This is a genomic window from Bacillus sp. VA13 (genome assembly GCF_055710085.1).
Genome location: NZ_JBVQPP010000001.1, coordinates 594,911 through 615,377, shown reverse-complemented (window position 1 = coordinate 615,377; position 20,467 = coordinate 594,911). Strand labels below are relative to the sequence as shown.

Here is a 20,467-nt window from a genome sequence, read left to right as displayed (position 1 = left end):
CACTAAACCATACACCAAGAGAAATTGCTGTGATTAGAATTTCTGAAATACTTTTAAAAAATGGATGTGAATTGAAAAAATTTTTAAACATGTATTGCTCTCTTTCTGCTTTGATTTCTTAAATAGTGATTTTTTTAACAAAGTAATGTAAATGAAAAATTAGGAATCAAGCACAAGGCCATAAATTAAAGAATAATATGATTATATTGACCAAACGCTTATTTTTCTTTGTTTTGTGCTACAAGTTAATACACCTCTAGATGATATTTACATAGAAAATCATACCATTTAAAAATGTGGTAGAGCAAGTGGGAGGGTTAAATGTAATGGCAGGGTTTAGAAGAGGAGCATAAAAAGAGGGGATTTACCCCTCCTTAATGAAATTGACCGCCCATGTTCTGTTGAGCTAAGCGAACTAAACGTTTAGTGATTTCTCCACCAACTGAACCGTTTGCACGAGAAGTAGTCTCAGCTCCTAATTGAACACCAAACTCAGAAGCTATTTCAAGTTTCATTTGTTCAATAGCTGAAGCTGCTTGAGGAATTAGTAAATCATTATTGTTGTTTGATCTTGATCTACTTTGTTGAGCCATCTTATACATCTCCTAAAGTGTAATGAAAACAAGCTTGTTTGAATCATATTATGGAGAGATTATTTTAATTTATACATGCCAGAGAAATAATTTTTTCATTAAGAAAGGTGGAGACAAAATGAAAATTGATTATGTTTCAGATCTCCATATAAATCATTGGATTCCTTGGAATGTAAATCAGATTAAGTGGGAAAAGCGAACAAGAGAAATCGTTAATAGGTTAATTTCAAACGGTAATGGAGAGGTATTAGTCATTGCCGGCGATTTTACCGAATGGAATCAACAAACTTTATGGGTTTTAGATGAGGCAGCAAAGCAATACGAGAAGGTTTACTTTACATATGGTAATCATGATCTTTATTTACTTAGCAAGAGCCAAAAAAGAAAATACTCAGACTCGTTAGGCAGGTTGAATGATCTAATTCAAAAAGCTGCTGAAATGAAAAATGTAACGCCATTAATTAAGACAACTGAAACATACAAAGGTAAAGTCTTTGCAGGAGATGTAATGTGGTACCTTCCAAAAGGAATCGAAGGATGGGATTTCTTTAAAGGAGTATCTAATGACTCAAATTACATTTGTATTAATGGCTATAACAAAGAAGATGGGGTAAGAGCGATGTGGAAAGAATCAATGGATTGGTATGAAACGCTTGAAAATGCACAAGTTGATGTATTTGTCTCACATGTTCCACCTGTTCACAATCCTTATTCTCCATTTGAGCCAAATACATGCTACATGGTTGATGTCCCGTTCATTAACGCAAGACATTGGGTTTGATCATTTACAAGCTGAGTTTGACAAAGATGGAACGAGCTTTCACATGAATTGTATCGGATACCCGTATGACTATGATAATTATCCGAGTGTCAATGTGATACCTGGTGAAGAAGTAGATTCATATAAAACGTTTGAGCTTAAAACATTCGAGATTTAGATTTAATTAAAATTCTAATTTTATACAGAAAGGGGCGCAATAAATGAGTTGGGGAATATCGTCAGGTGCGACAAGTAAAGAGAAATTAAAGGCTGAGATGGCTGATTACTTAAATGGTTTAAACTCAACAGGAGCAATAAGTTATTCAGTATACAGTGAAATATTTGATGTCTCTATGAATTTACTTGACAAAATGTATGACTTAGGAAAGTTTGAAAAATGACTTGATAAAATGTTGATTTTATTTAGAAAGGGGGACGAGGATGGACAATTACCTACAAATACTTGACCAAGTTAAATCAATAGAAATGTCATTAACAACAAAGGAATTCACTGTTCAGATGATAAGTGATTACTTCGAAGTCCCTGAAGATACAATTAAGACAGTATTGAAAAGGAACATGAAAATAATACAGCAATATTCAGAAATAAGAACAGTTGAAATGAAAAAATTGAAACAGGAAGCAGCAATTTTTCAGTCGCCCAAATTTAAAAAAGTAAGAAGGCTATCCTTAGTTAATATATACGGTTTACTTAGAATAGGATTACTTTTACGGAACAGCATTATCGCAAGACAATTTCAGAAAAACGTTGGGCATCTTGAATTACCAGAAAGATTTACAGATATAGTGATTGGTAATGCAGAATATAAAGCAAAAGAGAAAAAGTTAGGGGCGTTTATCAGTACAGCTTTTAAAGACGTATTCAGTATTAAGGAACAAGTGAAGTGTGGAACTTACTATATTGATTATGTCATTGAAGAGAAGGTTGCTATTGAATGTGATGAGCACGGACATAAAAGTTATTCGAAACAAAAAGAATTGGTTAGAGAAGAGTACATAAGAAGAAAAGGTTATAAGTTAATTAGATTTAATCCAGATAGTGAGGATTCAGTATTTGAGCTAATCAACAGAGTCTTTCTGGCATGTAATACTAAATAAAATCGGTCTTTTATTTAGAGTAAAAATAAAATTAGTGGAGGGGAAGGAAATCAACGAGGTATATCATTCAATTCAAACACTGTATAACAAGATGGATAGACAAATGAAAACAGTAAAGGAGGCCATTGAAGAAAAAGACTTGCAAAGAGCACATCGCAACTTAATTAACTTAGCTGATAATAATGAGGAATTAATGCAAGAAATCAGGTGGATCAAAAAGGGAACCATATTGTAAGTTATTTGGTTAATTGTCTGCGCTCTTTAAAGTTCCATACATATAGCTCTTCTATAGAGCAACCTATGGCATCAGCAAATGTCATTGCTGTTCCAATATTCATATTTGATTTAAAACCACTTACATAATCATTAATACGTTGTTTTGATAATCCAGTACGCTCAACAAGATCTTCAATTGAAACGCTATATTCATGCATGAGTTCATTGAGTCTTGAATCAACTGGTTTCCATTGTTTTTTCACTATGCACACCTCTTAGCAACGATTTTAGCACATACATAATTTACCTTCAATATAGATTAGGAGAGTGATTGATTGGGAGTAAACAATCAAGGGAAAGTTTTTGAAGCGAACATTGAAAAATCAGCAGCAGATCAGAAGCTGTTCTTCTACCGGATTAAAGATGTTAATCCAATGTTTTTGAAAAAGGGAGCTACAGTATCAAAAAACAAATATGACTGTTTCCTTCACTTTAAAGGATACTTATTTCCTTTTGAGCTTAAATCAACAAAGGACAAGTCTATTTCCTTTAGCGAGAAGATCATAAAGTCGCAGCAGATTAAATATTTAAAGGAAGCAACACAATACCCAAACATCATTCCAGGATTTCTGTTTCAATTTAGAGAGCCGGAAAACAAAGTTTATTTCGTACATATTAATGATTTCCTTACATATAAGAACATAGCTGAAAAACAGTTGAAACATACATATAAGAATAAAGTAAACAAAGCCAGTATCCCGATTGCGATTTGTGAAGAAATCGGTACTGAAGTGCGCTCGATGAAAAAGAAAGTGAATTATACATATTATTTAAACAAGCTTTGCGGGGAACTAATTAAGAAAGAACAGTCAAGAGACAAACCCCTACATACATATAATACTCCTGTGAAAACGGGGGTACGATAAATGCCTTATGAAGAATATGAAGAACTAAAGAAGAAAACAATTAAGGTTGTTCATAAGAAGAATTATTCAATAAGGTTTATCGAGCAAACAAAGGGCAGTGATGACAAAGAAGCGTTTTATAAGGAGATCGCACAATTCTTGTTTGAAAGGGCTCTGAGAAAATCAGAATAGCCCTTTCTTTTTTGTGCATTTGTAGTCAGTATCATTAAATACAGATTTATCTGTACTGATATTGATGACATGCTGCACTCGGTGTGAAAGGGCAGCTTCCACCACATTCTGTCCGCCGATGAGATTGGTCTGGATCGCTTCAAATGGATGTTCTTCACAGGTCGGAACCTGTTTCAGCGCAGCAGCGTGAAAGACGATATCGACGCCTTTCATCACCTGATTCACCCTTCTGTAATCGCGCACATCTCCGAGTACAAATAAAAGCCGCTTATCCTCCGCATACTTTTGGCTCATGACATACTGTTTACTGTCGTCTTTGCTGAATACAATCACCTGTTTCGGAGTAAGCAGCAAAAGGCGTTTGACAATTTGACTCCCGATTGAACCCGTTCCGCCAGTGACTAAAACTGTTTTGTTATGGAAAAATGGTTTTAGTTCTGCTGTTTGCTGTTTAGGCATGGCTTATCCTCCAACTCTCGTTTCTCTACCATGCATCATATGTTCAACTTTTTAATCGAGTTAATGAAAGCAACCAATAAAACAAAATTTAGGGGAATGATTATGTCACAAAGTGTTCTATTTTAATAGAAAATGGAAAAATAGACGCAGCCGGAGATTAGAATAACTAAATAAACAATGTACTAAATATTCATTATGATTTTATTTCGCGCCCCAAAAGCAAATCTTACAGAGCCATTTCACGTACCTCGTAGGCACAAATGGTTTATGAGTCAGAAACACTATCAAAAAAGGTTCATTTTCCTCACAGTTAAATACCTGTATATATTTTACAATAGAAGTGATAGTGATAAAGAGGAGGGTACCAAATGAAGGTTTCAAAAACAATACTGCTAAGCACTGCCGCGGGTGTATTGCTTAGCCTGACAGCAAACTCGGTGTCGGCTCATCATGTGAATGCGGAACATCATTTTAAAGTGACAGCGCAAGTGGAGACAGATCCTGTCGCTTCTGGCGTTGACGCAGCAGATGACCCGGCTATTTGGGTTCATGAAAAGCATCCGGAAAAAAGCAAACTGATCACGACAAATAAGAAGTCAGGGCTCGTCGTGTATGATTTAGACGGCAAACAGCTTCATTCTTACGAGTTTGGCAAGCTCAATAATGTCGATCTGCGTTATGATTTTCCATTTAACGGCGAAAAAATTGATATTGCTGCCGCCTCCAATCGGTCTGAAGGAAAGAATACAATCGAAGTATATGCAATTGACGGGGATAAAGGGAAATTGAAAAGCATTACAGACCCGAAACATCCTATTTCCACTGATATTTCTGAAGTTTACGGATTCAGCCTGTATCACAGCCAGAAAACAGGAGCATTTTACGCACTAGTGACAGGCAAGCAAGGCGAATTTGAGCAGTATGACATTGTTGATAATGGAAAGGGTTATGTAACAGGGAAAAAAGTGCGTGAATTTAAATTGAATTCTCAAACTGAAGGCCTTGTTGCGGATGATGAGTACGGGCACCTGTATATAGCAGAGGAAGATGAGGCCATCTGGAAATTTCATGCTGAGCCAGACGGAGGATCAAAGGGGCAGGTTGTCGACCGTGCGACAGGAGAACATGTGACAGCTGATATTGAAGGACTGACGATCTACTATGCGCCAGACGGCAAAGGTTATCTCATGGCCTCAAGTCAGGGAAATAACAGCTATGCAATGTATGAACGGCAGGGAAGCAATCGCTATGTAGCCAACTTTGACATCACAGATGGCGAGAAGATAGACGGCACTAGTGACACGGACGGTATTGATGTTCTCGGTTTCGGACTTGGCCCAAAATATCCGTACGGGATTTTTGTGGCGCAGGACGGCGAAAATATCGACAATGGACAAGCCGTCAATCAAAACTTCAAAATTGTGTCATGGGAACAGATTGCACAGCATCTTGGCGGAAAGCCTGATCTTCATAAACAGGTGAATCCGCGGAAGCTGAAGGACCGTTCTGACGGCTAGAAAAAAAGCAGCTTGCTCAGCTGCTTTTTTCTGTGAATGAAAAAATCGTTCATATCAATGAACGATTTTTTAAGAAAGCGCCAGGTAAATCGCCTTTAGTTTTTCAGGAAGCTCATCATACGTATTTGCGGGTATAGTCTCTTTGTAATTGGATGCTGCAGCTTTATGCCGTTCCTCAGGATGGTTGATATAATAAGCGGCTTTTTCCTTAAAGTCGTTGATGCTGTGATAAGAAATAAAGGATGAAAAAGGATGGGCTGCGGGTAAATCTGTTAATTGAAATGCTTCGCATGCAGCGATATCAAACGTTCGGTTATTAAAACTGGCATTTTTGATGCGGATATGATTTTTGTTGAAAGCAAAATGATAAGGCCGATGCGCATTGATCACAATGTCTGCCCCGTTATAATAATGAACGGCCTGTTCGGGTGGAATCCATGTGCTGACGACATCGATATGCGGCTGTTTGAGCACTTTTTTAGGCAGATATTTTCTCCATTCCTTTCCGATTACTCGAACCGTGAAAGGCAGATGTACCGCTTCTTTCATAAGCTGAACCCGATTAGGGTAAGGATAGCCGATGATAAGCAGATTTGAATGAAAGGAATGTTCGGTGTCCATTTTTTTAAACAGCCGATGATTAACTGGAATCGGAACATAATAGACGTGCTGGAAGCCAAGCTCCTGATAATAGAGAACGGCATTTTGTTCAATCGTTAATATGGCGTCAGCGTGCTTAATCACCTGAAGACTGATATCAATATAAAATGGGTCTTCGGTCAGCCAAACATACACGGGTATACCCTTACCCTTTAACCAGGTCAGCCAGTCGTGAGGAACGGCGTCTCCAACCATCATAAGTGCGAAGGCCGGCTGAAACGCTTCGATCTTCACCAGAGATTCTGCTTCCGGTATATCTGCAGACATATACTCTGTATGAGTGATCCGAAAACATTCTTCAACCCAGCGATCAAAATAACTGTAAATTCCTCCGTATCTCGACTGGATATACAAGACTTTCATCAGATGTTATGAAAAGAACGTAACGCTTTCTACTTTGTCTACATCAATTAATGTTGTAGCTTGACCTGCCGGAGTGACGGAACTTTCCTGTGTTACAAATACGATACCATGAACTTGATCGAAAGCAACGAACACAACCGGCCCGATCATATCACCAGAATCAGTCACAATGCTGATTGTCGTGCCTGGCGTAACTCTGGCAAAAATCCATCTTGCCGGAAGGGAAGTAGATTCAGCCGTAATCATTTCACTTTCATCTACTTTTTGATCGATCGCAGCTTCAAGCAAGTCTTTAAGATGATTCTCCACGTTATCTCCTCCTTCTGTTGCAGTTGGGAATAAAGGACTTAAAAGGGTTTTAATCAAATCCTTTTTTAACTGTGCTTTTTCAGAGCTCATTACACACACCTCCTATCCAATAGTGAACTCACGTTAATCATATTCTTCTGATTGCCAATCGGTATGAGTCGAACGCCGTACCTGATCTATTTTTCATACATTTAAGGAAAATGCTGATTTTTTAAAAGAGTGGACATAGCCTATACCATAAATCAAAGTCAGTTCATATTGTGAAACAGAGTATAAGGATAAGGGAGAGGGATAGTTTGGATTTAGAGAAACACGTGAATCAAGAAGAAAATCAAGATGAACTGCATTTTATTCTGCTTTTGCTGATTCTGCTCATACGTCAATCATCTTCTGAAGGAAATCCATCTGATCTCAGACGGCAGCTCGTATTTGCAAAAGAGCTTGGCGTACCGGTTTCAACAGTTTATCTGTCGAATGGAGATACGCTTCAAAACGTCATCGTAAAAGAGGTTCTGACTGATTTGGTTATTTTTCAAAACCCGTTAAATCACACGAGATCGAATGTCGCACTCTCAAGTATTGTAAGCTGGGGTGCTTTTTAAATGATGACAGAGGCTCTGCTTGCTGCGGAGCCGTTTTTATGTTTGACGATAGGGGGGGTGTATAGATGGGAGAGAAAGTGTCTATTATTTTAACAAGTTACAACAAACCTGATTATCTGCAAAAAGCGATTGAAAGTGTCATGAAGCAAACGCATGATCTCTGGGAGCTTTTTATCATGGATGATCATTCTAATGAAGAAACAACTGCGGTGATTCACAAGTACCTTCATGACCAACGCATTCGTTATGAAAATAGTTTCATACATCCTGCAGAACGATTAAAAACAACCCGTTATGCCACATTAATTAACGCAGCGCTCCCATTTGCTGACGGCGATTACATTTCCTATCTCACCGATGACACTGTTTATCATCCTGAGCGGCTGAGCCGTATGGTGCAGACGTTTTTAGATAAGCCTGAAGCACAGGCTGTCTATTCAAAACAAAAAGTTGTACATGTAAACGAACGGGGAGAGGAAATCTCACATTTCTATAGAAATGCCAATGCAGTGCTAGATCAGGCCGCTTTTCAAGTCGATCATTGCTCAGTTATGCATCGCCGTTCGTTACTTGATCGTATTCAACATAAATATGGAAGCTATTGGGATGATGATATGCAGCATTGGAATCATGGTGACTCAATTTTTTGGGCAAGGCTCAACAACTTTGCCCCATTTCTGCCGATAAATGAAGTATTAGATACAACCTATAAAACCCCCGATTCATTTCAAAATGCATATCGGTTTCTGCCCGCCGATTTGATTGACGGCTCTTTTGTAAAAGGATCAGATCAAAATGTGTATTTTCTTGATCAGGGTGTAAGACATCCTGTCGGGGAAAGGTGGAGTTCTTTGTATCTAAATCGGACTGTGGCTGTTCCAGACCCGTATTTATTCCAATATAGGATTGAAAAAATTTTAAACATTCCGAATTACATTTTAGTAAAGGAAGCTGACCATCCTGCAATATTTTATATCGAAGCCGGAAAAAAAAGACGGATTGTGGATCAGTATGCTTTTCAATTTTATCAATTTAAAAGAAAAGACATCCTGACAATTGAAAAAGAAGAACTGAAGGCGCTGCCGGAAGGGCTGCCGATTACGCGGGAACGATCTGGATGGATCGAAAATCCGCCTGGGCGAAGGCTGTTTTTTATAGATCGCGAGCCGTTTTTGTTTCTAAACGGCGTCTTTCATCCGATTAGTGAACAAGTAACAAGGAAGTTCTTTTTACATCAGAAGCCAATATCCGCTTCTTTCCGAAATATTCAGCAATTTCCAATTGGAAAGCCGTTTTATCCGGTGTACGATGAGATTATAAAGAAATTGAATATTGCAACTGAATAAAGGTATAGGTCATAAAAAGGAGACGTACATGACAGGACATTATTCAAAAACGGAACATCAATATATATTGTTAACGTCTGAATCGGCATCGTTTGATCATTACAGTGTTTACAGAGATCCGAAGCTTCCGCAAATTTTTTCTCATAACTTTGTTCAGCTCCATGATACGTTTCCGTTGGAACGGTTACTGGACTTTTTGCCCTCCGTACCAAAGCTGCTTGAAGCGAATTATCTCCATTTAAAAGCGTCGCCGCAGCATGTTTTTCCGCTCGGTTTGAAGCAATCACTTGTCAAAAGCGGGTTTGTCGTCGAGGATGAGCTGTTATATGACATGAAGCTTAGTGACTGGAAGGGGCAGATGGGACATCCGTTAACGGCATGGGGAACGGCAAAAAGCCTTAGCGATGGCTCTTCTATCATGAAGATTTATGATTCCATATATATTGGAGAAGCGATCGCTGAACAAAAATTAAAAAGAAAATATCGTTTTTACGAATCGGGTACGATCATCCTTGTTGTTTGTTACAGCGACCAGGCACAGAAGATTCCTATTGGGTGCGGCGAGCTGTTCATTCATCCGCAAGAGAAAACGGCTAAAATTGAAGAAGTGGCAATTTTGGATCAGTTTCAAAGGAGGGGCTATGGCAGTATCTTAGTAAAAGAAATGCTGTCCATCGCCAAATCATTAGGAATGGAAGCAGCCTATTTAGTGGCTACAAGCACTGACGGCGCAACCCATTTTTACGAAAAGCTGACATTTAAAAAATATGAGCGGGTGCATACTGTTTTTCATTATTTCCTTACGTGAAATAGGCGTTTGCACAAACCATTTGGGACTTGGCCCGCATAAAATGCCGTATATCGTGATAAGAAAGGATGAAAACCACATGTATGGATACTCTGGATACGGTTACGGATTTGGTTGCGGGACCAATACGTTTGTATTGATTGTTGTCTTGTTCATTTTATTAATTATTGTCGGAGCCGCTTTCATTTGCTAAATGTAGAAAATCAAAGGAGCCTTTCCGTTCAGGAAGGCTCTTTTTGTGTGAAAAAGTTTTTGCGGGGAACGTCATGCCCCAATTTGGACACTCATACAATATATCAAAAGGGTTTTTGAGGTGGGAGCATGAGCAGTTATTTGATTAAGCCGGAGCTTAGTTCGGCCTATCCGGTGGTTAGCTATGCAAAGGGTTCATATGTTTATGATCAGACCGGAAAAAGATATCTTGACGGCTCATCAGGTGCAGTGACATGCAATATCGGACACGGGGTTCGTGATGTGACTGAGAAGCTGAAAGACCAGCTTGATCAAGTGTCTTTTGCTTACCGCTCACAGTTTACGAGCGAGCCTGCCGAGCAATTAGCCGCTCTCTTGGCACAGGAGCTTCCGGGAAATGTGAATTGGTCTTTTTTTGTCAACAGCGGATCAGAAGCGATAGAAACAGCTATGAAAATCGCCATTCAGTACTGGCAGGAAAAAAAGCAAACACAAAAATCCATCTTTTTGTCTCGGTGGAGCAGTTACCACGGAATAACTTTGGGAGCGCTTTCATTATCTGGTTTCTATGAAAGGAGATACCGATTCACCCATCTGATTGAGCGATATCCCGCTATTTCAGCTCCTCATGTTTATCGGCGGAATCATGGGACGGAAGAAAACTTTGTTCTGACTGCCGCTGATGAACTGGAAACTGCGATCAAAAGAATCGGAAGCCAATTTATCGCCGGCTTTGTGGCTGAGCCTATTATTGGTGCCGCAGGAGCAGCGATTACTCCGCCTCCGGGATATTATGAGAGATTAAGTGAGGTATGCCGCACACACGAAGTGCTCTTTATTGCAGATGAAGTGATGACAGGGCTTGGAAGAACGGGAAGGATGCTCGCGACAGAGCATTGGCACACCGTTCCTGATATTGCTGTACTGGGAAAGGGTCTCGGTGCCGGGTATGCACCTATTGCCGCTGCCGTTGTATCTGATTCGATTATTGAAACGATAAAACAAGGCTCCGGTGTGATTATGAGCGGCCACACATATAGTGCACATCCCTATTCAGCCAAAGCCGCTCTTGAAGTTTTGCGGTATGTGTTAAAGCACGGCTTGATCAAGCAATCAGAGAAAAAGGGGGCTGTACTGAAAAAGAAGCTTGTTGAGGCAGCGTCTCAAAGCGAGATCATTGGTGATGTGCGCGGAAAAGGACTGCTATTAGGGGTTGAATTTGTAGCAGACAAGAATACGAAGAACGTTTTTCCTCAAGAGCAGGCGGTTACCCAGCGTATTGTAGGCGAGGCGAAAAAACGCGGGCTGATTGTCTATCCTGCCAAAGCGGGAATAGACAGCGGGGAAGGAGATGCTGTCATTATTGCTCCTCCTTTTACCATTTCAGACGGTGAAGTTGAAGAGCTGATATCTATTTTTTCAGAAACAGTTGGAGCGGTCGAAAAAATACTGAAAAAGGATTGAAATCAAATGGCGCCATTTCAAAAAACAATCAGCATCGAAACAGCAATTGCAGATGTTCAGGACGGATCGGTCCTGATGTTTGGCGGTTTTGGGGGAGTCGGCTCGCCTCCTTCATTGATTGAAGCTATATTGGACAGCGGTGTAACGGATTTAACCGTCATTTGCAATGATGCCGGGTTCCCGGAAATAGGGGTCGGCCCGCTTATTGTCAATCAACGAGTCAAAACTCTGATCGCATCGCATATCGGTTCCAATCCTGTAGCCGGAAAACAGATGACAGACGGGACGTTAGAGGTTCAATTTTCACCGCAGGGAACGCTTGCGGAACGGATTCGCGCCGGCGGATCGGGACTCGGCGGCATTTTAACCGACGTCGGTATTGATAATCAAATGGTTTGTGAGGAAAAGGACATCGTGTCTGTGGCTGGAAAGCGATATTTGGTTGAAGAGGCGCTGACGGCTGATTTTGCTTTCATCAATGCGCACATTGCCGATGAATTCGGCAATTTAACGTATGACAAAACAGCGCGCAATATGAATCCGCTTATGGCAATGGCTGCCAGGAGAACCTTTGCCGAAGCTGAGCGGATCGTCCCGATGGGAGAGATTTCTGAAGAAATGATTGTCACACCGGGGGTTTTTGTCGAGGGGGTTGTGAGTAGCGAAGGAGTGAAGTGGAAATGGGCTTGGGAGTAGCAGAGAGAGAACAGATCGCAAAACGGGCCGCCTCTGAAATCAAGCCGGGCATGATTGTGAATCTCGGTATCGGCATCCCATCCTTGGTGCCGAACTTTTTGTCGCCTGACATGCAGGTCATGCTGCAGGCGGAAAACGGTGTGCTCGGCATTGGTGAAAGCCCTGAAAAGGGTGAAGAGGATGAACATTTGTGCAACGCCGCGGGGTATCCTGTCCGCGCTGTAAAAGGGGCGTCTTATTTTGATACAACGATGTCTTTTGCGATGATCAGAAGAGGCAAAATTGACATTACGATTTTAGGCGCCCTACAGGTGAGTCAGTCAGGTGATTTGGCAAATTGGCTTGTCCCGGGAAAAAAGGTGCCGGGCATGGGTGGTGCGATGGAACTGGCCCAAAAAGCGAAAAAAGTGGTTGTCGTCATGAGTCATACAGATCAAAAGGGAAGGCCTAAATTAACGGAAACATGCACGCTTCCATTAACCGCAGCAGGCTGTGTAGATATGATCATTACTGAAAAAGCCGTTCTTGAGGTCAATGGACATCATTTTATTTTAAAAGAGCTGATGAATGGCTCGACTATCGACGAGGTGACGAGGCTGACTGAAGCTGAAATCAAAATAGATATGCCTTTTTCTTAAAAGGGGGAATGAGGATGCAAGACATTGAGAGAAAAGTAATCGGGTGGCTTGATCAGCATTCGGCCAAAGCCATTCGTCTTCTCAAAAGACTGGTTGGAGAAAAAAGCACTTTGGGCGCAGAATTTAACGCCCAAGCTGTTGTGCTTGAAAAGCTGCGGCAATTTCATATGGACATTGACGTGTGGGAGCCAAGCCTAAAGCAATTAAAACAGCATCCCTACTTTAAATCAGACCGCTCCGATTTTCATGAGAGCCCGAACATCGTTGCAAAAAAAACGGGAGCGGGCGGGGGCAGGTCGCTGATTTTAAACGGTCATATCGATGTTGTGCCTGAAGGAAGCGTAAAGGATTGGAAGTATGAACCGTTTCAAGCTGTAGAAGAAAACGGTAAAATATACGGCCGCGGCTCAACGGATATGAAGGGAGGCAATACAGCCCTTCTTTTTGCTTTAGAAGCCCTGCACGCCTGCGATGTTAAATTAAAGGGAGATGTATTGTTTCAAAGTGTTGTAGATGAAGAGTGCGGCGGCGCGGGAACACTGTCTGCCATCATGAGAGGGTATCGTGCTGACGGTGCGCTGATTCCGGAACCGACGAATATGAAACTTTTTATAAAGCAGCAGGGCTCGATGTGGTTTCGAATCACAGTGAAGGGGCTAGCGGCACATGGAGGCACACGCTATGAGGGAGTAAGCGCAATTGAAAAAAGCGTGCACGTGATCACAGCGATACAAGAGCTGGAGAAAGTGCGCAATGCCAGAATTTCGGATCCGCTGTATGACAATGTCCCAATACCGGTACCAGTGAATATCGGCACCATCTCAGGGGGAGCATGGCCTTCGTCAGTTGCAGACCGTGTCGTCATAGAAGGGAGATGCGGAATTGCTCCCCATGAAAAACCAGAAGCAGTAAAAATTGAATTGGAAAACTGGCTGAAGGATTTAGAATACCGTGACGAATGGTTTAAACGCCATCCTGTAACAGTAGAATGGTTCGGCGCTCAATGGCTGCCGAATGATTTACCTGATGATCACCCTTTAATTTCAGTGCTGCAATCAGCCTATGAAAAAACGAAACAGACAGAGCCAATCATCGAAGCTTCGCCATGGGGAACGGACGGAGGGCTTTTATACCATGCAGGAGATACGCCAGTGATTGTCTTCGGTCCTGGGGAAACAAAAACGGCTCATCAGGCAAATGAATACATTGAGGTTGAAGCCATGATAGAATCTGCTAAAATTATTGCACTTTTTGTTATGGATTGGTGCGGGCTTCATACAGACGAGGAGGATGCGGATGCTCAAGTCCATAAAGAGTAACGGTGTTACAGCAGTTCTGGACCATGACGGCTTTAATAAACGAATCAGAGTGGTTCGTTATGACGGAGCCATTGAGAAGGCTCTGTCTGATATCGTGGCAGCGGCAAAAGAAGAGGATGCGGAAAAAATCATCGTCTATACGAAACAGCATGATGAGGCCGTGCTTGCCCAACAATTGTTTGTGCCGGAGGGTTTTCTTAAGGGCTATTATCTCGGCCACCCGGCTTGTGTCATGGTCCGTTACCTCACAGAAAACCGGAGACGAACACATTCTTATATAGAGGAACAGGAAATGATCGAAGCTTTATATCGCACAGCACCTCGCCTCCGCAGTGATAATACACCCGCCTTTACGATGAGAAAAGCGGAAACAAACGACATGTACCAGCTATCGATGCTGTATAAAAAAGTATTTCGCACGTACCCGACCCCGGTATTTGACCCTGCTTATATTGAAAAGACGATGAATACAAATACGATGTATTATGTCATGCTTGACCATGACCGCCTGATCAGCGCAGCAAGCGCAGAAATCAACCCAGAGCTCGGGCATGCAGAAATAACCGACTGCGCTGTGCTTCCGGAATATCGAGGCCATTCGCTGACAAGCTTTTTAATCGAGGCATTAGAAAAAGAAATGGCTGAAGAGAATATCTTTCATGTATTTTCTCTCGCCCGCGCTGCGTCTTTTGGGATGAATGCTGTGTTGTACCATTCCGGTTATCAGTACGGAGGAAGGCTGATCAATAATTGCTATATAGCGGAAGGTCTTGAAAACATGAATATTTGGTGCAAGCACCTGTAAGTCAAAATGATGCACGAGGAGGAATTCATTTGGAAAGCAAATGGTATAAACCGAAACGGCATTGGAAGGAGATAGAGTTATGGAAGGACGTTCCGGAAGAGAAATGGAACGATTGGCTTTGGCAGCTTACACATACGGTAAGAACGTTAGATGATTTGAAAAAAGTCATCAATTTGACCGAGGATGAAGAGGAAGGCGTCAGAATCTCAACCAAAACGATCCCCTTAAATATTACACCTTACTATGCTTCTTTAATGGACCCCGATAACCCGAGATGCCCGGTCCGCATGCAGTCTGTACCGCTTTCTGAAGAAATGCACAAAACAAAATACGATCTGGAAGACCCCCTCCATGAGGATGAAGATTCACCGGTACCCGGCCTGACACACCGCTATCCCGACCGTGTGCTGTTTCTTGTCACCAATCAATGTTCCATGTACTGCCGCTACTGCACAAGAAGGCGTTTTTCCGGACAAATCGGAATGGGAGTCCCTAAAAAACAGCTTGATGCTGCAATTACTTATATCCGGGAAACACCCGAAATCCGCGATTGTTTAATTTCAGGCGGTGACGGACTGCTAATCAATGACCAAATTTTAGAATACATTTTAAAAGAGCTGCGCAGCATTCCGCATCTGGAAGTAATCAGAATCGGAACAAGGGCGCCGGTCGTCTTTCCGCAGCGCATCACCGATCAGCTATGCGAGATTTTGAAAAAATATCATCCGGTCTGGCTCAACACCCATTTCAACACTAGCATCGAAATGACAGAGGAATCAGTTGAGGCCTGTGAAAAACTGGTGAACGCAGGAGTGCCGGTCGGAAATCAGGCCGTCGTGTTAGCCGGTATTAATGATTCCGTTCCCATCATGAAAAAGCTCATGCACGACTTGGTAAAAATCAGGGTCCGTCCGTATTATATTTATCAATGTGATCTGTCAGAGGGCATTGGGCATTTCAGAGCTCCTGTTTCCAAAGGTTTGGAGATTATTGAAGGGCTGCGAGGCCATACCTCAGGCTATGCGGTTCCTACCTTTGTCGTTGACGCACCAGGCGGCGGGGGGAAAATCGCCCTGCAGCCAAACTATGTACTGTCGCAAAGCCCTGACAAAGTCATCTTAAGAAATTTTGAAGGTGTGATTACGTCATATCCGGAACCGGAGAATTATATCCCTAACCAGGCCGACGCCTATTTTGAGTCCGTTTTCCCTGAAATCGCTGACAAAAAGGAGCCGATCGGGCTCAGTGCTATTTTTGCTGACAAAGAGGTATCATTTACACCGGAAAATGTAGCCAGAATCAAAAGGAGAGAGGCTTACACATCGAATCCGGAGCATGAAACATTAAAAGACCGGCGTGAGAAAAGAGACCAGCTAAAAGAAAAGAAATTTTTGGCACAGCAGAAAAAACAGAAAGAGGCTGAAATCGGAGGCGATTCTTCATGAAAGCATGCGAATGGTGCGGCGAGCTTGAAGCGGTATCCGGCAGGAACACGGTGTACTGGGAGCTCCCTGACGGAACAAGAGCTATAGAACTGACAGACACCCCCGCCATGGTGTGTGCTTCCTGCGGAATGACCTATCAAGAGGAAGCCACGATTAAGGAGATTGAGGATCAGCTGCTTTTGATTCAAACAAAAAAACTGCCTGAAAGCCTGACATATCAGCAGCTCATGGAGACAGAAAGGATTCTGAAACGCAACTATTTTGACTTCTCCTGAATGATGTTTCGTTATTCTTTTGTTGTAATTTTACACTTGAACTGTATAATAGAACAACAAAAGACAGACACCAGGAGGGGAAACCCATGAAATCCTTTTATCATTACTTATTGAAATACAGACACCCGAAGCCGAAGGACGACATCAGTGAATTTGCCAATCAGGCGTATGAGGATCACAGCTTCCCGAAAACCTCAACCGATTACCATGAAATCAGTTCATATTTGGAGCTGAACACTGATTATCTTCATACGATGGCGACGTTTGATGAAGCTTGGGATCAATACGAGGCTGAAGTACACGGCAGATAATAGCTGTTTCATCCGCAGATCACTGCGGATTTTTTTATGTCCTCACCCATACCATAATTGGATATTTCCTTTGGTTTTCATGCCCATGCGAATTGGCGTCACCCGGCATACGATAGCGTATGAGAAATGTTGCGGCGAGGGGGAGACACCATGAAGCAAAATAAACCGAAATTCCAAGTAGGGGATATCGTAGTCGTCATTATGTATGGAACAGTCGGCACCATCACAAAAGTACACCAAATTGATAAACACTATCTTTATGAAGTGAATCATAATGAAGTCTTATACTTTGAATCGTCCATTCAGCTTTATAAAGATTATGAGGGTGTCATTGTCGACATGGAAAAGCTTGATATAGAGTATGAATTCCTTATTGGGGACGTTGTTTATGTAAAAGATTATGGAAAAGAACTCTTTCGCATTATCGGCCACAGAACAGAAATTTGGAGATATTTAGAAGATGGCTGGGAAGATATCATTTATGAGCTGACCCGTTTAAAGGATGGAGAGTGGCTTGAAACGGAGGAAGAGGATCTCACACTGGTGCTGAGAAAATATGAAATGGACCAGTTTGTCCACCAGCTTTTGTTTGTCCACTATGTCGGAGAAACTGGCCATGAGATCGGCGAAGATATCGCATCGTCTGCTCTTCTTCAGTTTGAAGGTGATGATGAAGATCAAGATACCCTTCACATCCTTGCTGTATCAATTGTTGATGAACTTCTGGATATTTATAATGATTACAAAATTCTGTACGAAATGTTTCGAGATGAAGAATATAAAGATATGATGATGTTTGTTCTGGAAAGTTTAAAAGAGCATTTCAGTTAGTTTGTGAACATACGGATCAAGACATATAAAAAATAAGGCAGACAGCCCCAAATCATCACATGCGTCATTCCTTTGAGCGTTTTTTCCATTATGATATCAAATCTTTCTCCGTCCAGTGCTTCCATCATTTTAGCAATCATTGTGTCAGCCTCCCATGGCTAGTTTTTTTATTCAATGTATATGACTGAAAGAATTGTTTAGAACACCGGGTATAATTCAGCCTGTTTTTTCATAAAACATAAAAAAGGAGGCGGTACGGAGATGAAAGAAATAGATCTTGTGATTGATACGGAAGAAATCGCTGAATTTTTTTACAGAGAGCTTGCAAGACGGGGCTACATACCGAGTGAGGATGAGCTGTTTGAAATCGCTGATATTACCTTTGATTATTTGATAGAAAAATGTATGATAGATGAAGAGCTGGATGAAGATGATTGAGGTTTAAAACCGGAGCGATCAGCTCCGGTTTTATTATTCGTGATCTATGACTTCTGTGAAAATCGAGGTGGTTAAATTGTTGTACAAGCCCGTTAGTCTGTTTCTTTTCTTTCTTTTTCTAGCTGTGGCCATTCATACAAATGCTGTTCAATCAGCGGATGAAGCGATAAGCAAGGCAGCTGTTTTGATCCGTCAGCCATGGCTTAATGATGTCATGACAGGGATAACACAGCTTGGTGCTTCTTCTATTCTGCTCCCTCTTATCGTGATCATTGGAGCGGGTCTGTTTTTTTACAGAAAAACATGGGACGGCCTTTGGATGCTCTTGGTATTCGGTGCGGATCGGCTGTTAAACAAAGTCTTAAAAGAATGGATCGAACGAGTGAGGCCTGATTTTGCACCACTGGTTCATGAATCATCCTTCAGCTTTCCGAGCGGCCATTCCATGAATGCTGCCTGTGTCTATCCTGTCATTGCCTACTTTTTAGTGAAACACCTTCCATTTTTGTCCAAACATAAAAAAATAGTATATACCATAGCCGGTTTAATTACAGTTTTGGTCGGCATAAGCAGAGTCTATCTTGGGGTTCATTTTGTAACCGACGTGTTAGGAGGCTTTAGTCTTGGTTTGCTGCTGTTTTTCCTAGTAAAAGGTTTTGACGAAAAGATGGAGCGGTTTCGACAAAAATAGAGAGAGGAAAACGTGACAAAAACGCCAATATGTTAAAGAAATAAAAGGGAGGGGATCTTGATGATGTTATCCGTGTTTAAAAAGAAGTCTTGTTCCTATGACGTGACAATATTTCAGACACCCCGGTTTGGCGAAAAAAAGGGCTACAGAGCCGTCTATCGAACTGAACTCAACGGGAGCGATCATCAAGACGTACTGAAAAGAGCATTCTCTTTATTTAATGTATTTGACACCGTTCCAAGTGATTATGATGCGAGATTTATGGCCACAGGGGACGTGATTTTGATTGATGAAGGCAGAAAAGGGAAAACATATTACAAGCTGCTTCCCGCCGGATGGAGGAAAATTAATCGTCTAATTGTACAAACGACATAACGAAAAGAAAACTGCGGATTTCCGCAGTTTTCTGCAGTTTAAGGCTTGCGTTTGGCCGCGGAATACTCTTTCCCGTGTGCTTCTTCAGCTGCAATTACATCTTTTGCAGGTATATGATTGTTCTTTTTTTGGCCGGTGATCCGGTTGCGCTGTTTTTTACCCATGTCTCATCCCTCCTTCCTGCGGTTAGGTTTTCAAATAAACACCTCGATTATCCCGTTTTTCTCAGGAAGTCCAAACGGCCTTGGAACATTTCTTTTTTCGCCAGATTCCTTTATAATCAATGCTGAAGTTTGTCACATCATGACATTCGTTGTAAAATGAACGGACTGGATGATAATTTAGATTTACAGGAGGATATGAGATGAGTGTACATATAGGTGCTGAAAAAGGACAGATTGCGGACACAGTGCTTTTGCCGGGAGATCCTCTCAGAGCAAAATTTATTGCTGAAACGTATCTTGAAAATGTAGAATGCTACAATGAAGTCAGAGGCATGTATGGATTTACGGGTACATATAAAGGCAAAAAAATCTCCGTGCAAGGCACGGGAATGGGCGTTCCGTCTATTTCAATTTATGTGAATGAATTAATTCAAAGCTATGACGTGCAAAATCTAATAAGAGTAGGTTCTTGCGGCGCTATCCGTAAAGATGTCAAAGTGCGAGACGTCATTTTGGCGATGACCTCCTCAACTGATTCACAAATGAACAGAGTCGCTTTCGGAAGCATTGATTTTGCGCCTTGCGCAGATTTCGAGCTTTTAAAAAATGCCTATGATGCTGCAAAAGATAAAGGCGTCCCGGTGGCGGTAGGAAGCGTATTTACAGCTGACCAGTTCTACAACGACGATTCGCAAATCGAAAAGCTTGCAAAATACGGTGTGCTGGGCGTTGAAATGGAAACAACTGCATTGTATACATTAGCAGCGAAGCACGGAAGAAAAGCGCTGTCAATCCTCACCGTGAGTGATCACGTATTAACAGGAGAAGAAACAACAGCGGAAGAGCGTCAAACTACTTTTCATGATATGATAGAAGTGGCTTTACATTCCGTATCACAATAAAATAAATCAAGAGGCGTGCTGGGTGCCGGCAGCCTCTTCTTTGTGAATACGGAAACGATTGATAAAAGGAAG

Annotated in this window: 31 protein-coding genes and 1 pseudogene; 25 read left to right on the top strand and 7 right to left on the bottom strand. The window is 41.6% G+C overall.

Annotated features, from left to right (window positions below):
- Positions 1-374: 374 nt before the first annotated feature.
- Complete coding sequence (gene sspC, locus AC0C66_RS02750; RefSeq protein WP_009967454.1) at positions 375-593, bottom strand: acid-soluble spore protein SspC; 219 nt, start codon at positions 591-593, stop codon at positions 375-377.
- A gap of 118 nt (positions 594-711) precedes the next feature.
- Here sspC and AC0C66_RS02745 point away from each other — a divergent pair.
- The 4 genes and pseudogenes from AC0C66_RS02745 to AC0C66_RS02730 all read left to right on the top strand — a co-directional run bounded on the left by AC0C66_RS02745 (position 712) and on the right by AC0C66_RS02730 (position 2,707).
- Positions 712-1,531 (top strand): annotated as a pseudogene (locus tag AC0C66_RS02745) (metallophosphoesterase family protein).
- Positions 1,532-1,574: 43 nt separating this feature from the next.
- Positions 1,575-1,754: a hypothetical protein gene (locus AC0C66_RS02740; RefSeq protein ID WP_153256805.1), complete on the top strand. Its 180-nt coding sequence runs from the start codon at positions 1,575-1,577 to the stop codon at positions 1,752-1,754.
- 40 nt (positions 1,755-1,794) lie between these two features.
- On the top strand, positions 1,795-2,472 hold the full coding sequence (locus AC0C66_RS02735) for a DUF559 domain-containing protein (RefSeq protein ID WP_437388289.1): 678 nt from the start codon (positions 1,795-1,797) through the stop codon (positions 2,470-2,472).
- Positions 2,473-2,521: 49 nt separating this feature from the next.
- Complete coding sequence (locus tag AC0C66_RS02730) at positions 2,522-2,707, top strand: hypothetical protein (RefSeq protein ID WP_437388400.1); 186 nt, start codon at positions 2,522-2,524, stop codon at positions 2,705-2,707.
- 1 nt (position 2,708) lies between these two features.
- On the opposite strand, the gene AC0C66_RS02725 is transcribed toward AC0C66_RS02730, so the two are convergent.
- On the bottom strand, positions 2,709-2,951 hold the full coding sequence (locus AC0C66_RS02725) for a helix-turn-helix domain-containing protein (RefSeq protein ID WP_086352606.1): 243 nt from the start codon (positions 2,949-2,951) through the stop codon (positions 2,709-2,711).
- Between the two features lie 72 nt (positions 2,952-3,023).
- Here AC0C66_RS02725 and AC0C66_RS02720 point away from each other — a divergent pair, with 72 nt between their 5' ends.
- Positions 3,024-3,614 carry a Holliday junction resolvase RecU gene (locus AC0C66_RS02720; protein WP_213420524.1) on the top strand — a complete coding sequence of 197 codons (591 nt, stop codon included), beginning with the start codon at positions 3,024-3,026 and terminating at the stop codon, positions 3,612-3,614.
- Complete coding sequence (locus AC0C66_RS02715; protein ID WP_041336464.1) at positions 3,615-3,785, top strand: hypothetical protein; 171 nt, start codon at positions 3,615-3,617, stop codon at positions 3,783-3,785.
- Here AC0C66_RS02715 and AC0C66_RS02710 read toward each other — a convergent pair.
- Positions 3,777-4,244, bottom strand: coding sequence for an SDR family NAD(P)-dependent oxidoreductase (locus tag AC0C66_RS02710; protein ID WP_472973484.1), 468 nt, complete (start codon positions 4,242-4,244; stop codon positions 3,777-3,779). The two genes, AC0C66_RS02715 and AC0C66_RS02710, sit on opposite strands and share 9 nt — an antisense overlap.
- Before the next feature lie 368 nt (positions 4,245-4,612).
- Here AC0C66_RS02710 and AC0C66_RS02705 point away from each other — a divergent pair, with 368 nt between their 5' ends.
- Complete coding sequence (locus AC0C66_RS02705; RefSeq protein WP_327816608.1) at positions 4,613-5,761, top strand: phytase; 1,149 nt, start codon at positions 4,613-4,615, stop codon at positions 5,759-5,761.
- A gap of 69 nt (positions 5,762-5,830) precedes the next feature.
- Here the strand turns inward: AC0C66_RS02705 and AC0C66_RS02700 are convergent, their stop codons facing one another.
- Both AC0C66_RS02700 and cgeA read right to left on the bottom strand, forming a co-directional pair.
- Positions 5,831-6,784 carry a CgeB family protein gene (locus tag AC0C66_RS02700; RefSeq protein WP_072566444.1) on the bottom strand — a complete coding sequence of 318 codons (954 nt, stop codon included), beginning with the start codon at positions 6,782-6,784 and terminating at the stop codon, positions 5,831-5,833.
- 6 nt (positions 6,785-6,790) lie between these two features.
- Complete coding sequence (gene cgeA / locus AC0C66_RS02695; RefSeq protein WP_014114126.1) at positions 6,791-7,183, bottom strand: spore crust protein CgeA; 393 nt, start codon at positions 7,181-7,183, stop codon at positions 6,791-6,793.
- A gap of 206 nt (positions 7,184-7,389) precedes the next feature.
- On the opposite strand from cgeA, the gene cgeC reads away from it, so the two are divergent.
- The 14 genes from cgeC (at position 7,390) to AC0C66_RS02625 (ending at position 17,825) form a co-directional block, all read left to right on the top strand.
- Positions 7,390-7,695, top strand: coding sequence for a spore maturation protein CgeC (cgeC, locus tag AC0C66_RS02690; RefSeq protein ID WP_461845589.1), 306 nt, complete (start codon positions 7,390-7,392; stop codon positions 7,693-7,695).
- A 65-nt stretch (positions 7,696-7,760) separates the two neighbouring features.
- Positions 7,761-9,041: a glycosyltransferase family 2 protein gene (locus AC0C66_RS02685; RefSeq protein ID WP_327816607.1), complete on the top strand. Its 1,281-nt coding sequence runs from the start codon at positions 7,761-7,763 to the stop codon at positions 9,039-9,041.
- A gap of 28 nt (positions 9,042-9,069) precedes the next feature.
- Positions 9,070-9,849 (top strand): spore maturation N-acetyltransferase CgeE, encoded by a 780-nt coding sequence (cgeE, locus tag AC0C66_RS02680; RefSeq protein WP_087986968.1) that lies wholly within the window; start codon positions 9,070-9,072, stop codon positions 9,847-9,849.
- A gap of 43 nt (positions 9,850-9,892) precedes the next feature.
- Positions 9,893-10,042, top strand: a complete 150-nt coding sequence (locus tag AC0C66_RS02675) for a YjcZ family sporulation protein (protein WP_412677317.1) — start codon at positions 9,893-9,895, stop codon at positions 10,040-10,042.
- Positions 10,017-10,190: a hypothetical protein gene (locus AC0C66_RS02670; RefSeq protein ID WP_327816606.1), complete on the top strand. Its 174-nt coding sequence runs from the start codon at positions 10,017-10,019 to the stop codon at positions 10,188-10,190. The genes AC0C66_RS02675 and AC0C66_RS02670 overlap by 26 nt, the downstream gene beginning before the upstream one ends.
- Positions 10,171-11,505, top strand: a complete 1,335-nt coding sequence (locus tag AC0C66_RS02665; RefSeq protein ID WP_461845588.1) for an aspartate aminotransferase family protein — start codon at positions 10,171-10,173, stop codon at positions 11,503-11,505. Before AC0C66_RS02670 ends, AC0C66_RS02665 begins: the two co-directional genes overlap by 20 nt.
- A gap of 6 nt (positions 11,506-11,511) precedes the next feature.
- Positions 11,512-12,201 carry a CoA transferase subunit A gene (locus tag AC0C66_RS02660; RefSeq protein WP_014114121.1) on the top strand — a complete coding sequence of 230 codons (690 nt, stop codon included), beginning with the start codon at positions 11,512-11,514 and terminating at the stop codon, positions 12,199-12,201.
- Complete coding sequence (locus AC0C66_RS02655; RefSeq protein ID WP_472973483.1) at positions 12,186-12,839, top strand: 3-oxoacid CoA-transferase subunit B; 654 nt, start codon at positions 12,186-12,188, stop codon at positions 12,837-12,839. Before AC0C66_RS02660 ends, AC0C66_RS02655 begins: the two co-directional genes overlap by 16 nt.
- Before the next feature lie 8 nt (positions 12,840-12,847).
- Complete coding sequence (locus AC0C66_RS02650; protein ID WP_088679228.1) at positions 12,848-14,158, top strand: peptidase; 1,311 nt, start codon at positions 12,848-12,850, stop codon at positions 14,156-14,158.
- Positions 14,136-14,963, top strand: coding sequence for a putative beta-lysine N-acetyltransferase (gene ablB, locus AC0C66_RS02645; RefSeq protein WP_090557989.1), 828 nt, complete (start codon positions 14,136-14,138; stop codon positions 14,961-14,963). The genes AC0C66_RS02650 and ablB overlap by 23 nt, the downstream gene beginning before the upstream one ends.
- Positions 14,964-14,992: 29 nt before the next feature.
- Positions 14,993-16,408, top strand: coding sequence for a lysine 2,3-aminomutase (gene kamA, locus AC0C66_RS02640; protein ID WP_461845587.1), 1,416 nt, complete (start codon positions 14,993-14,995; stop codon positions 16,406-16,408).
- Entirely contained in the window at positions 16,405-16,683 is a 279-nt protein-coding gene (locus AC0C66_RS02635; RefSeq protein ID WP_014114116.1) for a YokU family protein, read from the top strand. The genes kamA and AC0C66_RS02635 overlap by 4 nt, the downstream gene beginning before the upstream one ends.
- Positions 16,684-16,769: 86 nt before the next feature.
- Complete coding sequence (locus AC0C66_RS02630; protein ID WP_461845586.1) at positions 16,770-16,994, top strand: YozE family protein; 225 nt, start codon at positions 16,770-16,772, stop codon at positions 16,992-16,994.
- 150 nt (positions 16,995-17,144) lie between these two features.
- Positions 17,145-17,825, top strand: a complete 681-nt coding sequence (locus AC0C66_RS02625; RefSeq protein ID WP_014114114.1) for a hypothetical protein — start codon at positions 17,145-17,147, stop codon at positions 17,823-17,825.
- On the opposite strand, the gene AC0C66_RS02620 is transcribed toward AC0C66_RS02625, so the two are convergent.
- The gene (locus AC0C66_RS02620) at positions 17,822-17,965 is read right to left on the bottom strand and encodes a hypothetical protein (protein WP_003218150.1); all 144 of its coding nucleotides are present in this window, start codon (positions 17,963-17,965) and stop codon (positions 17,822-17,824) included. The two genes, AC0C66_RS02625 and AC0C66_RS02620, sit on opposite strands and share 4 nt — an antisense overlap.
- A gap of 121 nt (positions 17,966-18,086) precedes the next feature.
- On the opposite strand from AC0C66_RS02620, the gene AC0C66_RS02615 reads away from it, so the two are divergent.
- The 3 genes from AC0C66_RS02615 (at position 18,087) to yodL (ending at position 19,329) form a co-directional block, all read left to right on the top strand.
- Positions 18,087-18,263 (top strand): YozD family protein, encoded by a 177-nt coding sequence (locus AC0C66_RS02615; protein ID WP_003241581.1) that lies wholly within the window; start codon positions 18,087-18,089, stop codon positions 18,261-18,263.
- Positions 18,264-18,342: 79 nt separating this feature from the next.
- Positions 18,343-18,954, top strand: coding sequence for a phosphatase PAP2 family protein (locus tag AC0C66_RS02610; RefSeq protein ID WP_014114113.1), 612 nt, complete (start codon positions 18,343-18,345; stop codon positions 18,952-18,954).
- 60 nt (positions 18,955-19,014) lie between these two features.
- On the top strand, positions 19,015-19,329 hold the full coding sequence (gene yodL, locus AC0C66_RS02605) for a shape determination protein YodL (RefSeq protein WP_003218144.1): 315 nt from the start codon (positions 19,015-19,017) through the stop codon (positions 19,327-19,329).
- 38 nt (positions 19,330-19,367) lie between these two features.
- Here the strand turns inward: yodL and AC0C66_RS02600 are convergent, their stop codons facing one another.
- The gene (locus AC0C66_RS02600; RefSeq protein WP_003218142.1) at positions 19,368-19,493 is read right to left on the bottom strand and encodes a hypothetical protein; all 126 of its coding nucleotides are present in this window, start codon (positions 19,491-19,493) and stop codon (positions 19,368-19,370) included.
- A gap of 200 nt (positions 19,494-19,693) precedes the next feature.
- On the opposite strand from AC0C66_RS02600, the gene deoD reads away from it, so the two are divergent.
- Entirely contained in the window at positions 19,694-20,395 is a 702-nt protein-coding gene (gene deoD / locus AC0C66_RS02595; RefSeq protein ID WP_014114112.1) for a purine-nucleoside phosphorylase, read from the top strand.
- Positions 20,396-20,467 lie beyond the last annotated feature (72 nt).